Annotated in this window: 17 protein-coding genes; 16 read left to right on the forward strand and 1 reads right to left on the reverse strand. The window is 33.9% G+C overall.

Annotation, left to right across the window (positions count from 1 at the left end; genetic code table 11):
* Positions 1-11: 11 nt before the first annotated feature.
* The 5 genes from gcvH (at position 12) to remB (ending at position 4,679) form a co-directional block, all read left to right on the forward strand.
* Positions 12-392 (forward strand): glycine cleavage system protein GcvH, encoded by a 381-nt coding sequence (gene gcvH, locus IEV10_RS04375; RefSeq protein ID WP_188373471.1) that lies wholly within the window; start codon positions 12-14, stop codon positions 390-392.
* Positions 364-756 (forward strand): VanZ family protein, encoded by a 393-nt coding sequence (locus tag IEV10_RS04380; protein WP_188373472.1) that lies wholly within the window; start codon positions 364-366, stop codon positions 754-756. The genes gcvH and IEV10_RS04380 overlap by 29 nt, the downstream gene beginning before the upstream one ends.
* Positions 757-817: 61 nt before the next feature.
* Positions 818-1,543, forward strand: coding sequence for an energy transducer TonB (locus tag IEV10_RS04385; RefSeq protein ID WP_188373473.1), 726 nt, complete (start codon positions 818-820; stop codon positions 1,541-1,543).
* A gap of 116 nt (positions 1,544-1,659) precedes the next feature.
* Positions 1,660-2,448, forward strand: coding sequence for an energy transducer TonB (locus IEV10_RS04390; protein WP_188373474.1), 789 nt, complete (start codon positions 1,660-1,662; stop codon positions 2,446-2,448).
* 113 nt (positions 2,449-2,561) lie between these two features.
* The gene (gene remB / locus IEV10_RS04395) at positions 2,562-4,679 is read left to right on the forward strand and encodes a gliding motility outer membrane protein RemB (protein WP_188373475.1); all 2,118 of its coding nucleotides are present in this window, start codon (positions 2,562-2,564) and stop codon (positions 4,677-4,679) included.
* Between the two features lie 234 nt (positions 4,680-4,913).
* Here the strand turns inward: remB and IEV10_RS04400 are convergent, their stop codons facing one another.
* The gene (locus tag IEV10_RS04400) at positions 4,914-5,792 is read right to left on the reverse strand and encodes an MBL fold metallo-hydrolase (protein WP_188373476.1); all 879 of its coding nucleotides are present in this window, start codon (positions 5,790-5,792) and stop codon (positions 4,914-4,916) included.
* Between the two features lie 143 nt (positions 5,793-5,935).
* On the opposite strand from IEV10_RS04400, the gene cyoE reads away from it, so the two are divergent.
* The 11 genes from cyoE to IEV10_RS04455 all read left to right on the forward strand — a co-directional run bounded on the left by cyoE (position 5,936) and on the right by IEV10_RS04455 (position 14,585).
* Positions 5,936-6,829: a heme o synthase gene (gene cyoE, locus IEV10_RS04405; protein WP_188373477.1), complete on the forward strand. Its 894-nt coding sequence runs from the start codon at positions 5,936-5,938 to the stop codon at positions 6,827-6,829.
* A 1-nt stretch (position 6,830) separates the two neighbouring features.
* The gene (locus IEV10_RS04410) at positions 6,831-7,421 is read left to right on the forward strand and encodes a cytochrome c oxidase subunit 3 (protein ID WP_188373478.1); all 591 of its coding nucleotides are present in this window, start codon (positions 6,831-6,833) and stop codon (positions 7,419-7,421) included.
* 36 nt (positions 7,422-7,457) lie between these two features.
* Positions 7,458-8,459 (forward strand): cytochrome c oxidase subunit 3, encoded by a 1,002-nt coding sequence (locus IEV10_RS04415; protein WP_188373479.1) that lies wholly within the window; start codon positions 7,458-7,460, stop codon positions 8,457-8,459.
* A 19-nt stretch (positions 8,460-8,478) separates the two neighbouring features.
* Positions 8,479-8,925, forward strand: a complete 447-nt coding sequence (locus tag IEV10_RS04420) for a cytochrome C oxidase subunit IV family protein (protein WP_188373480.1) — start codon at positions 8,479-8,481, stop codon at positions 8,923-8,925.
* A gap of 66 nt (positions 8,926-8,991) precedes the next feature.
* Positions 8,992-9,699 carry a hypothetical protein gene (locus IEV10_RS04425; RefSeq protein WP_188373481.1) on the forward strand — a complete coding sequence of 236 codons (708 nt, stop codon included), beginning with the start codon at positions 8,992-8,994 and terminating at the stop codon, positions 9,697-9,699.
* A gap of 3 nt (positions 9,700-9,702) precedes the next feature.
* Positions 9,703-10,467, forward strand: coding sequence for an SCO family protein (locus IEV10_RS04430; RefSeq protein WP_188373482.1), 765 nt, complete (start codon positions 9,703-9,705; stop codon positions 10,465-10,467).
* Positions 10,468-10,469: 2 nt separating this feature from the next.
* Positions 10,470-11,015 (forward strand): DUF420 domain-containing protein, encoded by a 546-nt coding sequence (locus IEV10_RS04435; protein ID WP_188373483.1) that lies wholly within the window; start codon positions 10,470-10,472, stop codon positions 11,013-11,015.
* 2 nt (positions 11,016-11,017) lie between these two features.
* On the forward strand, positions 11,018-11,248 hold the full coding sequence (locus tag IEV10_RS04440) for a CAMCR motif-containing small membrane protein (RefSeq protein ID WP_188373484.1): 231 nt from the start codon (positions 11,018-11,020) through the stop codon (positions 11,246-11,248).
* Positions 11,249-11,385: 137 nt separating this feature from the next.
* Positions 11,386-12,087: an ABC transporter ATP-binding protein gene (locus tag IEV10_RS04445; protein WP_188373485.1), complete on the forward strand. Its 702-nt coding sequence runs from the start codon at positions 11,386-11,388 to the stop codon at positions 12,085-12,087.
* A complete protein-coding gene (locus IEV10_RS04450; protein ID WP_188373486.1) occupies positions 12,080-13,324 on the forward strand; it encodes an ABC transporter permease in 1,245 nt (414 codons plus the stop codon). Before IEV10_RS04445 ends, IEV10_RS04450 begins: the two co-directional genes overlap by 8 nt.
* Position 13,325: 1 nt before the next feature.
* Positions 13,326-14,585, forward strand: a complete 1,260-nt coding sequence (locus tag IEV10_RS04455; RefSeq protein ID WP_188373487.1) for an ABC transporter permease — start codon at positions 13,326-13,328, stop codon at positions 14,583-14,585.
* Positions 14,586-14,591 lie beyond the last annotated feature (6 nt).

Here is a 14,591-nt window from a genome sequence, read left to right on the forward strand (position 1 = left end):
AATAAATTATCATGAATATTCCAGCGGATTTAAAATATACAAAAGACCACGAGTGGGTAAAGATAGAAGGTGATACAGCTACAGTTGGTATTACAGATTTTGCTCAAGGAGAGTTAGGAGATATCGTTTATGTAGAGGTAGAAACTTTAGATGAAACCCTAGACATCGAAGAGGTTTTTGGAACAGTTGAAGCTGTTAAAACGGTCTCGGATTTATTTTTGCCTTTAAGTGGAGAAATTGTTGAATTTAACGAAACACTTGAAGATGAGCCGGAATTAGTAAATACCGATCCTTATGGTGCAGGTTGGATGATTAAGCTCAAATTTTCTGACGATAGTCAATTAGAAGGCTTAATGTCTGCTGATGATTACAAAGTGCTTATTGGTGCTTAAAAACTCCAAATTCTACCTTGTACTTGCGGTAGTTTATACCCTTATTCTGTTGTATTTTACATTAGGGAATCCTAATGAAGTTTTACCAGAAACCAGCATAAAATTTCAAGATAAAATCTTTCACTTTATTGCTTATGTTATTTTAGCAATACTTTGGGGCTTGTATTCTTTTACAGGTGATAACAAAAAAGGATTACGAATTAGTTTTATAGCGACATTAATTTTTGGAGTAGTCTTAGAACTAGTGCAAGAAGTTGTTAATCCACTTCGTAATTACGATAATCTAGACCTATTAGCCAATTGTGTTGGAGTGGTAGTTGGTACGATTGTTGTGCTTTATTATAAAAATCTTAAGTTAAAATAGCAATATCCTTTGCTTTTTTAATGATTTATTAATTAAATTAGCATCTTATAATAAGAAAATTATGGAACCTAAAAAGAATCCAAAATCAGACGTAAGTCGTAACAGCTCACTTTTCTTTGCTGTTGGTTTAGTATTAATGTTGCTTGTAACTAATCTAGCGATTAATTATAAGACATACGACAAGAGTGATATTGCACTAGATGGTTTAAATCTAGATGACGAATTAGAAGAAGAAGTGCCAATCACAGAACAGATTGTTACGCCACCACCACCACCACCACCGCCACCTGTTGCACCGGTAGAGATTGAGGTAGTGGAAGATGAGGAAGAAGTTGAGGAAACTGTAATTGAATCTACTGAGACTGAGCAAGATGCTGAGATTGTAGAGGTAGAAGAAGTAGAAGTAGAAGAAGTAGAAGAAGACATAGAAGTGCCATTTGCGGTAATTGAAAATGTGCCAATTTTCCCAGGTTGCGAGAGGAAAAAAGGAAATGCAGCTAAGAAAAAATGTATGTCAGAAAAAGTAGCAAAGTTTGTAAATAAGAAATTTAATACTGACTTAGCTGGAGATTTAGGATTATCAGGAAGGCAGCGTATTAGTGTGTTCTTTAAAATTGACAAGACTGGACGAATTGTAAATGTAGGTGCAAGAGCACCACATCCAGGATTAGAAAAAGAAGCTAAACGTGTTATCGGTTTATTACCAAAAATGCAGCCAGGTAAGCAAAGAGGTAAAGCTGTAACAGTGCCTTACTCATTACCGATACTTTTCCAAGTTCAGGACTAAGCAAAACAATATTCCATATATTAAAAATCCCGTTCAAAATTAATTGGACGGGATTTTTGTTTTGGTATGCTTATTGTGACTTTGACATAATATTAACATTTTAATAATCATATATTATGAAAAAACAAAGTCAAAACAACAATAACGCTGGTCAGAGCGGTATTGAAGTGAGAAAATCTCAAAAGCACGAGGTTAATTTACAAAAAAACTCCACACTGTATTTTCAAATAGGGTTAATCCTATGCTTATTAGGTACATTTGCCCTTTTTGAAATGGAGTTTGAGAGTAAGGCTTACAAGCCTGTAGTAGCAGATGTTGGACCTAAAGAAATTGATTACGCTATAGACAAATTTAAAGTCTATGAGCCTAAAGCTAAGCCAGAACCTAAAAAAAAGCTGCCAAGTAAAAAAATTATCGATGAAATAAAGGTGGTTGATAATACTATTAAAACAATTGAGACAAAGTTGTTTACACCCGAGGATAAACCAACAACTGATAAGCCATTTAATCCTGATAAATACACTCCAGTTGAAGTTCCTGAAGACGATTTTAATATTAAAACGGTAGAGTTTGTTCCAATTTTTCCAGGATGTGAAAAGTATGATTTAAACTCTGAACGTGAAAAGTGTTTAAATCAAAAAATGAATAAATTGGTTCAGAGAAAATTTAATACTGATATCGCAGAAGAATACGGGCTCTCTGGAACACAAAGAATTTATGTAAACTTTAAAGTAGATAAAACAGGAAATATTACAGAGATTCAAACTAGAGCGCCTCACCCAAAGCTAGAGAAAGAAGCTTTAAGAATAGCGAATAAGATTCCTAAAATGACCCCCGGTAAAATGGGAGTTACTCCGGTGAATGTAATGTATAGCTTACCAATAAAATTCACAGTAGAAAATTAATTTCATCCATCATAAATCGAGCAGTAAACCGTTATTGAAAAATAGCGGTTTTTGTTTTTTATAGCCCATCAAAAAAATAGTATCTTTCGATGGTTAATTATGGTCATACATCTATGAAACATATCTTTTCCTTAATCTTTCTTCTATTAAGTTTTATTGGTTTTTCTCAAACCGAAATTAATTATCAAAAGCCTCCAGTTTTTAAAGAATGTGCTGACCGACCTTTTGATGGTTTAAAAGAATGCTTTAGATATCAATTGCACAGCTTTATTTTTGAGAATTTCAAAATTCCGGATAATGTAACAAGTGAAAATTATAAAGGAGAGGTTAAACTGCTTTTTGAAGTAGACAAAGACGGAGAATTTAAAATCATATTTGTTGATGCTGCTTATGAGGAATTAAAGTCTGAAACCCAACGTGTATTTGATGCATTGCCAAAAATTACACCGGCTATGTATGACGGTAAACCAACTTATGTTCAGTATTCTACAAAGATTAATGTTCCGCTGTTAAGTCCTAAAGAGATGGACTTAAAAGATAAAGAATCAGAAAAGAGAACAAAAGCCAAGGATGAAGATTTAAATGCTGTAGTTTCTAATGAGATTGACAGCATTAATAACTCATTAAAGCCTTATGATAAGTTAGAATATAGTAGCCAATTAAACATCCCTTTTACACATACATACTATGCACGTTTTGATGCCAATATGAATGCTATAGGAACCAATGCGCATACAGCCGCAAAGCCATTTCTATACAATGATGTCGCGCCATATTATGACTTCAAAGCCGAAAAAGAAGGTTTAGCTAAAAATGCAGAAACTTGGATTGGACGTAAGCTTTGGGATGAGCATTTGGTACAAGTACAAAGCAAAAATTATTGGTTTACTATAGATCCTATTTTGGACTTGCAAGTCGGTAAAGATTCGGAAGCAGAGTTTAGTTCTACATTTAATAATACTCGAGGTGTTTTTATCCAAGCTGGAATTGGCAAGAAATTCAATTTTACAACGTCTTTTTATGAAAGTCAAGGGCGTTTTGCACAATATTTTAATGCGTACGCAGAAAGCTTAAAAGCCTTTGGCCCAGATCCAGCAATAATTCCAGGTAGAGGTATTGGAAAACGCTTTAAAGATGATGCATACGACTATCCAGTTGCAGAAGCGTATTTGTCCTATACACCAGCTGAGTTTTTAAATGTACAGTTTGGACATGGTAAAAATTTTATTGGAGACGGTTATCGTTCCTTGTTTCAAAGTGATGTGGCAAGTCCGTCAACATTTTTAAAGACAAATCTAAAATTTTGGAAAATAAAATATACGAGTACTTGGATGTGGAACAAAGATGTACGTGACCAAGTCGTGCTTCCAGATGGGTCTTTTTTAACGAAATATGTTGCTAATCACTATTTGAGTTGGAATGTCTCTAAGCGATTAAATTTGGGCTTTTTTGAATCTGTAGTTTGGTCTAATCAAAACGACCGTGGCTTTGATGCCAGTTATCTCAATCCAATTATTTTCTTAAGAGCTGCAGAGTTTAATTCGGGTCAGGATGCAGGTAATGCTATTTTAGGCTTGTCTGCAAAATACAAATGGAATAATAAGGTGAATATTTATGGTCAATTTTTGATAGATGAATTTTCAATTTCTGATGTTACTGGAGGTGATAAAAGCTGGAAAAATAAGTTTGGCTTTCAATTAGGTGTTAAATATTTTAATGCTTTCGGGGTTGATGGTTTGTTGCTTCAGGCAGAATATAACCAAGTGCGTCCATATACCTATTCGCACAATACCGTAGTTTTAAATTATGCACATAATAATCAGCCACTTGCCCATTTATGGGGTGCAAACTTTAGAGAATTAGTATTGATTGGGCGCTATAATTACAAACGATGGTTTGCCGATGCTAAGCTTATTTTTGGAGAGCGAGGTTTTGATTTTAGAGACGGAACGGATAATTTCTACTATGGCGGTTCAATATTCGGTGATGAAAATGACAGACCTTCTGATACAGGTATAGAAATTGGCCAAGGGAATAATACCTCAGTCTTTCATGGCGAACTCATGGCGGGTTATGTGATTAATCCGGTAAGTAACCTAAAAGTATTTGCCAATATCAACTACCGAAATTTTGACCCAACAGTTGAAACTACTATTACCAACCGCACCAATACCACCTGGATAAGTTTTGGCGTCCGTACCGATTTATTCAATTGGTATAATGATTTTTAAGAGATGATTAAAAAAATCGTTGGATATACTCTAGTAATATTGGGATTGTTATGCTTTTTAATAGTAGGAGGAGGTTCTATGAGATTCAGGAATAGAACAATTAATTTACACAATTCCCTAACCGAGAATATTGTGGCTATTGTTCTTATTTTATCAATTCCAGTAGTAGGTTATTTTTTAATGAAATTTGGTTTCAAAATTTTAGAAAAAAATAAAGAATAATAAGCTTTTATTCTATTCCCCTTTCAAACTTTTATAAAACGTTAAACGAATACGCTCACTATTAATAAAGCCACTACCGTATCCTAAATCGTCATATTGTTTTGTGATTGATGCATCTGCTTTAACCTCATCTTCGGTTTTACCATCAGCAATTGCTTTACTCACATTAGCTTCAATAGTTTCTAACATTTTTAAGAATGTTTGGTATTCCTCTTTATTAGAAACGCTACCATGACCAGGAATAATCTTAGTATTTTCGTCAATAACCATTAAGCCACGCTTAGCAGCTTCGATATAACCTTTGGCACTTCCGCCAGATTTTAAATCTATATAAGGGTATCGTCCTTTAAAGTAAGTGTCACCTGTATGTAACACATTACTTTCTGTAAAATATAGCAAAGCGTCACCATCAGTGTGTGCATTAGCAACATGAAAAACCGAAACAGGTTCATTATTTATAGTGATATTTAATTTGTCATTAAACGTAATAACAGGTAAGGCTTCTTTAGGGTTATAGCTACCATCACGTCTTGGATTGAGTAATCTTGCTTTTACATTATCATGAGCAATAATTGTCGCTCCAGCTTTTGCCATATTAGCATTACCACCACTATGATCACCGTGCCAATGCGTGTTAACTAAAAACTTTAATGGTTTATCGCTTAATGTTTTTATTTCAGCTAAAATCTTTTCAGACAAGGGTGCAAATTGATCATCAATAACAAAAACACCATCATCACCAACAGATACACCAATATTTCCACCAGCGCCGAAAAGCACATAGACATTATCCGATAGTTTTTCAGATTTTATTTCAACCTTATCAAATCTGGACTGTGCAAAGCCAATTGTTATTGTAAATATTAAGCAGAGCGTGAGTATTTTTTTCATTACAAAAAGGAGTTTTTAAAGCCTATGTGTCGTATAAAATTACACATTCTTACATAAAACGATTTCAAATAAAGAATAACTGTGGTTTTACGTTGTTCAAAACCAATTTTCAAGCTATCTTTGCAGTCGCAAATAATCTAGCATTGAGCACTATAAAATCTACAGTTTCTGTTGCGTCTATTTGGACGGATTTTAAGGAAATTACCAAAATGGGATTATCCATTAGCGTTGTGTTTTCTTCAATTGCAGGTTATTTTTTAGGCGCCGATACAGTTGAGATTACGACCTTATTATTATTATGCTTTGGCGGCTATTTTATGGTTGGTGCTTCTAATGCCTACAACCAAATCATTGAGAAAGATTTAGACGCCCTAATGGACCGCACCAAAAACAGACCAATCCCTGCGGGACGAATGTCTGTAAATGCGGCGTTTACAATTGCTGTGTTATTTACTTTGGCTGGTGTGGCGACACTTTATATTATTAATCCCAAAACAGCCATGTATGGTGCCATTTCTATATTTATCTATACATGTATGTACACGCCGTTAAAAACCAAAACACCAATTGCGGTGTTTGTTGGAGCTATTCCGGGAGCAATTCCGTTTATGCTAGGTTGGGTTGCCGCGCGTAATGATTTTGGTATTGAGCCAGGGACCTTATTTGCCATTCAGTTTTTTTGGCAATTCCCACATTTTTGGGCAATAGGTTGGTTTTTGCATGACGATTATAAAAAAGGAGGGTTTTTTATGCTGCCGACAGGTAAACCAGATAAAGGTACCGCTGTACAAATAATTATGTATACAGTTTGGACGATTATAGCTTCAATAATTCCTGTCTTTGGTTTTACGGGAGATTTAAAATTATCTATTGTAGGCGCAATTGTCGTTTTTGGTTTAGGAATGATCATGGTGTATTATGCCTTGCAATTATTTAAACTAAGAACACCAAAAGCGGCAAAACAATTGATGCTGTCTAGTGTTACATATATTACGTTATTACAAATTGTATATGTGGCTGATAAATTTTTAAGCTAATATGGATTTAACACAAGGAACACAACAAGAAAAAGAGGCACGCTCCAAAAAAATGATGCTTTGGTTTGGTATTGGCTCACTAATAATGACGTTTGCCGGACTCACTAGTGCATTTATTGTGAGTAGAAAGCGCGAAGATTGGCTTAACGATTTTGAATTGCCTCAAGCATTTATGATTTCTGTATTGGTTATTATAGTAAGTAGTTTTACTATGATTATGGCTAAACGTGCCATGAAACAAAACAATGTAAGTCAGACTACAATTTGGTTATTGATAACCTTTGTATTAGGTGTGTTTTTTATTTCCAATCAGTTTCAAGGTTTTTCAGAATTTGTAGCAGAAGGGTATTACTTTACTGGAGCAACAAGTAACGTTACAATTTCATTTATTTATGTGATAGCTGTGGTGCATATTTTGCATGTTATTGCAGGGCTTATCAGTTTGATTGTGGTAATTATAAATAATCTAAATAAAAAATATACATCAAATAATATGCTTGGACTAGAGTTAGCAGCACACTTCTGGCATTTTATAGACATCTTATGGGTGTGTCTCTTTTTGTTTTTATATTTTTTTAGATACATAATTTGATTATTTTTGTCAAATCTTAAAAATTAAATAATTTATATGGATACTACAGTAGCAAATACTGGTACAGAAGGCAAAACTTGGGGTGGCGGAAACAAACCGTTAGGCGCGAGTTATGGAAAATTAATGATGTGGTTTTTCATCGTTTCAGATGCCTTAACATTCTCAGGATTTTTAGCAGCATACGGTTTTTCAAGATTTAAGTTTATTAAAGAGTGGCCAATTGCAGATGAGGTGTTTACTCACGTTCCGTTTTTACACGGACAAGAGTTACCAATGATATATGTAGCATTCATGACCTTTATCCTTATCATGTCTTCTGTGACAATGGTATTAGCGGTAGATGCAGGTCACCATATGAATAAAGCAAAAGTGACGCTTTATATGTTCTTAACCATTATCGGAGGTGCAATATTTGTTGGCTCTCAAGCATGGGAATGGGCAACATTTATCCAAGGTGATTATGGAGCAGTACAAACAAAAGGTGGTAACATACTTCAGTTTGGTGAAAAGGTGATGGTAGATGGAGAAGAAAAGTTTAAACGTATTTCTATAGATGAATTTGCGGTTACTATTGCATCAGAAAGGGCTGAGCATGAGCGTAAAAATGGACTATGGTTTGTAACTGAAGAAACATTGCCTCCATACTCTGTTGAAGAAATTTATAAAGGTTTAGAAGCAAATTCTAATATCTTAGTAAGAAACCAGATTATTAATGATGAAGGTGAAAAGACGGTTTTATCTAGAGAAGAATCTTTAAGGCAGATAAAAGAAAATGGGAAATTGGTTGTTAAAGGTGCAAATTTAGTTGTCAATGAGTATGGGACATCTTTATTTGCAGATTTCTTTTTCTTTATTACAGGTTTTCACGGTTTCCACGTATTTTCAGGAGTTGTAATTAATATCATTATTTTCTTTAATGTTATATTAGGAACATACGAGCGCAGAGGAAGTTATGAAATGGTAGAAAAAGTTGGATTGTACTGGCACTTCGTAGATTTAGTTTGGGTATTTGTATTTACATTCTTCTACCTAGTTTAATTTAAGACAAAAGCAAAAAATGGCACACGCACATAAATTAGAAATATTTCAGGGTTTACTAAAGTTTAAATCTAACACTCAAAAAATTTGGGGTGTACTAATATTCTTAACTATTGTAACTGCAATAGAAGTTGTTTTAGGTATATTCAAGCCAGACGTTCTAATGCATACATGGATAGATCCAATGGAAGGCGGTTTTTTCGCAACATTATATAATATTATATTATCACCTTTCATTTACATGAAGCCGCTTAACTTAATCTTCATTGTATTGACTATAGTAAAAGCCTATTATATTACTTGGGATTTCATGCACATGCGTGATGAAAAGTCAAGTCTTCGTCGTATGGTGGTTTGGACGGCAGTTTTCTTAATCTGTTATTTAATATTTATCCTTTTGCAAGAAGGTGGTTATGTGTTTGAAGTATACAATACCGAAGACGCATTAATAAAACGAGATTTTTAATCGCTTATGGCGTTAATATGATACTAAAAGGTGGTTTATATAAGCCACCTTTTTTATTTTTGTACTATGCAAAAAAACAATCTTAAGCGTAACATTGTTCTAGGTATTTTATTCTTTTTACCAGTAGCTTTTTTGTTGATGCTCTATCCGGCAAAACACAATTATATTCCTTTAGATATCGTCAATGAGAACACTGAAGAAATTAGCCAATTTTCTTCTGCCTCAGACAAAAAAATTGAACTAACGAACCATATTACTGTTTTAGGTTTTTTAGGAAAAACACCTTTAGATAATTCTATAACTGCATCTAATTTAAAAGAGCTGGTTTATGACAAATTTAAAGGCTTCAAAAAGTTTCAAATAGTTATTGTAGTTCCTGAAGGCGTTGAGAAAGATATTGAAGAATTACATAAAGAGATTGCTAAATACGAAGATTTAAGGTTTTGGCATTATGTTTATGCTTCAGAACATGAGATTAAGAATTTATACAGTAGTTTAAAAATCGAAAGCCCACTTAAAAATGATTTATCAACTGATGATGTTTTTATCATTGATAAGGATTTAAATCAACGTGGACGTATAGATGCCAGAGATAAAAAACAAATTGAAGCTAACAAAGCAATAACTACTTTGAGCGCATACAACTGCATAGAGGTATCAGTAATTAAAAATAAAATGAGTGAGGATATGCGTATCCTCTTTACAGAATATCGTCAGAAACGAAAAGGTAATTTCAATTCTACCACAAGAAGAGTAGATGATATAAAAAAATAAGCCATGGCAAAAAAGACAAATTATTCATATATCGGTATTGCGTTTATTATTTTGGTTTTCGGAATTATTTTCATTCCAAAAATTATAGACAGGCTAACAAATACTGATGTGACTAGAAATGAAAGCCGAAGCAAATCTATCTCTACTCAGCAGATAGATACACCAAAGAAAAATCAATCTGATTTGGTATACATTCCTGATGGAACTGGTGGAAACCGAAAAGTACCTGCATTCAGTTTTACAGACCAAAACGGAAAGACGATTACAAACAAGGATTATCTAGGTAAAGTATACTTAGTAGAATTTTTCTTTACGACTTGCCCTACAATTTGCCCAAGGATGAGTAATAATTTGGTACAAATTCAAAATCACTTTGAAGACTACTCAAATAATTTTGGAGTTGCATCTTTTACAATTATGCCAGAAGTAGATACGCCAGAAGTATTAAAAGCTTATGCAGGAAAGTATGGTATTACTAATCCTAATTGGCACTTAATGACTGGTGATGAAGAAACAATATACAAATTAGCAAACGAAGGGTTTTATCTATATACAGCAAAAGGTGAAGATGCTGCTGGTTTTGAGCACTCAGGTAATTTTGCTCTAATAGATAAAGAAGGTTATATACGTTCTCGTCTAAAGTCACCCGACAATCCGCTAATATACTACAATGGTATTGTATCCGAAGAAGAAGGCACGGACGATGAAGGTATCCCACAAGAGATAAGTATTTTAAAAGAAGACATAGCTAAACTTCTAAAAGAATAAAGATGAGCAAAGAAATCATTAAAGATGAAAAAAAATACAACAAATGGATTATAGTATTGGCAATAATAATTCCACTTGTAGTTGCTGTACTTTCAAGAGTGAAACTACAAGATTTTGGCATTGAGGTAGAACCATTGTCATTTTTACCGCCAATCTATGCTACTATTAATGGTATTACTGCATTGGTTCTTATACTTGCTGTGATTTCAATAAAAAAAGGTAATCGTAGACGTCATGAAAGTTTAATGAAATTTGCCATATCATTATCTGCAGCTTTTTTAATAATGTATGTTGCATATCATATGACGAGCGATAGTACCAAATTTGGCGGAGAAGGTATTGTAAAGTATGTCTACTACTTTATTTTATTGACTCATATATTGTTATCAATAGTTATCATTCCATTTGTGTTAATTACTTATGTTAGAGCGATTACAAATAATATAGAACGCCATAAAAAAATTGCAAAAATTACATTTCCGTTATGGTTATATGTCGCTATTACTGGCGTTGTTGTATACCTAATGATATCTCCTTATTACGTGTAATATTGAAAACTAAAGTCGCCATATTATCTCTTTTTTTAATTTTGTTTTTGAGCATAAGTGCAGAAGCACAATGTGCTATGTGTCGTGCTGTTTTAGAAAGTGAGGAAGACCAATCTACGGCTCAAGGTATCAATGATGGGATAGTTTATCTTATGGCTATTCCTTATGTTTTAGTAGCAGGTATTGGCTACATTGTTTATTGGAAATTTTTCAAAACAAAAACCGAAGCATAAATTTTAATGATTTACTGTAACAGTATTGATATTTAGACGTCTTATAAATATTAATCAAAATGTTAATTCTTAACAAATAGTTAGCACAAAGCATTTGAGCTTTTGTTTAATATTGTACAGAATTTACCAGCCTTACTATGATTCAAATCAAAGACTTGCACAAATCCTACCATATGGGTAGTAATTCACTTCATGTTTTGAAGGGTATAAATTTCGACGTAAAAGAAGGTGAGTTGGTTTCAATTATGGGGTCTTCAGGTTCTGGAAAATCTACATTGCTTAATATTTTAGGAATGCTGGATGAGGCTGACGAAGGGAGTTATGTTCTTGACAACGTTCCTATAAAAAACTTAAACGAAAAGGTTGCAGCAAAGTATAGAAATGAATTTTTAGGATTCATTTTTCAATCTTTTAACCTTATAAATTATAAAACAGCTGTTGATAATGTAGCTCTCCCTATGTATTATAAAGGTATGTCGCGGAAAGAGCGTGTAGAAAAAGCACACCATTACCTAGAAAAAGTTGGGCTTGCAGATTGGTCACACCATTTGCCAAGCGAATTGTCTGGTGGGCAAAAGCAACGCGTAGCTATTGCAAGAGCATTAGCAAGTGAGCCAAAAGTGCTGTTAGCCGATGAACCAACAGGTGCATTAGACAGTAAAACATCTTATGAGGTTATGGACTTAATTCAAGGGATTAATGACGAAGGAAAAACCATTCTTGTTGTAACTCACGAAGATGATATTGCACAAATGACCAAGCGTATTGTTAATCTTAAAGATGGGATTATTATAGACGATAGTTTAGTAGAACAAGTTAGAGCACAACAATATGTTTAATGTAGAGCGCTGGCAAGAAATATTCGAAACATTAAAGAAGAATAAGCTCCGTACTTTTTTAACGGGTCTGTCGGTGGCTTCGGGTATTTTTATTCTAGTAATTCTATTAGGCTTTAGTTCAGGTATCGAAAATGGTGTAACAACAGAGTTTCAGCAAGATGCAACAAACGAGATTTTTGTTAGAACACGACGTACAACTAAAGGTTATAAAGGGCTTAATCCTGGACGATTTATCCAATTAAAAGATGAGGATTTTGCATTGATTACTGACACTTATGACGATTATTTAGAATATCGTACTGCAAATTATAGTATTTGGGGTGGGCAAATAGCTTATAAAAATGAAACTGGAAACTATCGTGTACAAGGTGTTTTACCAGATAATCAATTTATCGAAAATGCAGATATTGGTAAAGGACGATTTATCAATCAATCAGATATTAACGAAAGTAAAAAGGTAGCCGTAATTGGTAATAAAGTGAGTAAGGATTTATTTAAGGATGAAAACCCAATAAATAAATACATATCCATATTTGGTATTTCGTATAAAGTAGTAGGCGTTTATTTTGATCCAGGAGGAGAACGAGAAGAGAGTCAAGTGTATTTGCCGTTAACATCGGCCAGAGTAGCGTTTAATGGAGGAGATAATATTAGAAACATGTCTTTTACAGTAAAAATGTCTGAAAATTTTGATGAGGCAGTTGAACTTTCAAAGAATGTGACCAATGCTATCGAAAATGACCTTAAAGAAAAGCACATCATTTCACCAGATGATACTGCAGCTGTTAGAGTCAATAATACACTTGAAGAGGCTCAAAAAATCTATTCCTTAATAGACACAATCAAAGCTGTATTTTGGTTTATTGGTATTGGTACCATAATAGCAGGTATCGTTGGTGTTGGAAACATTATGATTATTATTGTTAAAGAACGCACTAAAGAAATTGGAATAAGAAAAGCACTAGGAGCTGTGCCTTCGTCAATAATAGGTATGATACTCCAAGAGGCAATTTTTGTAACCATGTTTTCAGGATTATTTGGGTTAATAGCAGGTTTGGCTTTACTCGAATTGGTAGGCCCACAAGTTGATAGTCCGTTTATAAAATTTCCTCAAGTAGATTTTGGTACAGCTATCACTACAGTATTTATTTTGGTTGCAGCTGGAGCATTTGCAGGATTTTTACCAGCATATCGAGCGGCAAAAATTAAACCTATTGTAGCACTAAGAGACGAATAAAATGTTTAATAAAGACCGTTGGAACGAAATATTAGAAGCATTAAATGCAAACAAGGTCAGAACATTTCTGACGGCATTTGGGGTGTTTTGGGGTATTACTATTTTGGTGTTGCTTTTAGCTTTAACCAATGGCCTAAGGAATGGTGTTACAGCAGACTTTGGAAACTTTGCTACAAACTCCATGTTTATGTGGACAAGAGGGACTTCAAAGCCGTATAAAGGATTACCAAAATCTAGATTTTTTAGATATAAAACAGATGATGTTGCTGCATTAAGAGAAGAGTTTCCTGAGCTTAAATATATTTCGCCAAGAAATCAATTAGGCGGTTTTCAAGGTGCTAATAATGTAATAAGAGGAACAAAAACTGGTGCTTTTGAGATATATGGTGATTATCCAGAGTTTATTAAGCAAAAGCCAATGGATATTCTTGAGGGCCGTTTTTTAAGTTACTCGGATATCAATGCTAAACGCAAAGTATGCGTTATAGGGCCAGATGTAGTTGCTGGGCTATATGACAAAAATGAAGAAGTTATTGGCTCACACATAAAAATAAATGGTGTTAATTTTATGGTTATTGGGACCTTCAAGATGAGTAATAGCCAAGGCGATTCTGAAGAAGAAGCTAATACAATTTTTATCCCTTTTACAACGTTTAGTCTCGCTTTTAATTACGGTGATAGAGTGAGTTGGTTTGCGTTAACTGCGCATGACAATTTTCCGATTACGAGTGTTAAGGAGCGGATTTTTAATTTAATGAGAACAAGACATACAGTTCATCCAGAAGACGAAAGAGCTATAGGTCATTTTGATTTATCAGAAGAATTTGGGCGTATTAATGGGTTGTTCGATATACTATCTATTGTAGGCTATTTTGTAGGTATATTAATATTAGCTTCAGGAGTTATAGGTATTAACAATATCATGCTTATTGTTGTTAAAGAGCGTACTAAAGAAATTGGTGTTAGACGTGCATTAGGAGCAACACCGTGGGCAATAAAAGGCCAGATTTTACAAGAAAGCTTAATACTTACTATTTTATCTGGAATGGTAGGCGTTGCCTTCGCGGCTTTTGTAATTTGGGGAATGAACTCCATTCTAGATAGTGTTGGACCAGTAGATAATTTTGCAAACCCAAGTGTAAGTATGCAAGTCGTTTTTGTGGCTTTAACCATACTTATTTTAGCTGGAGTTCTAGCAGGATTAATCCCAGCGAATAGAGCAACAAAAATGAAACCTGTAGACGCATTAAGAATAGAATAAAATATA

The sequence above is a fragment of the Winogradskyella haliclonae genome (genome assembly GCF_014635865.1).
GTDB classification, from domain to species: domain Bacteria; phylum Bacteroidota; class Bacteroidia; order Flavobacteriales; family Flavobacteriaceae; genus Winogradskyella; species Winogradskyella haliclonae.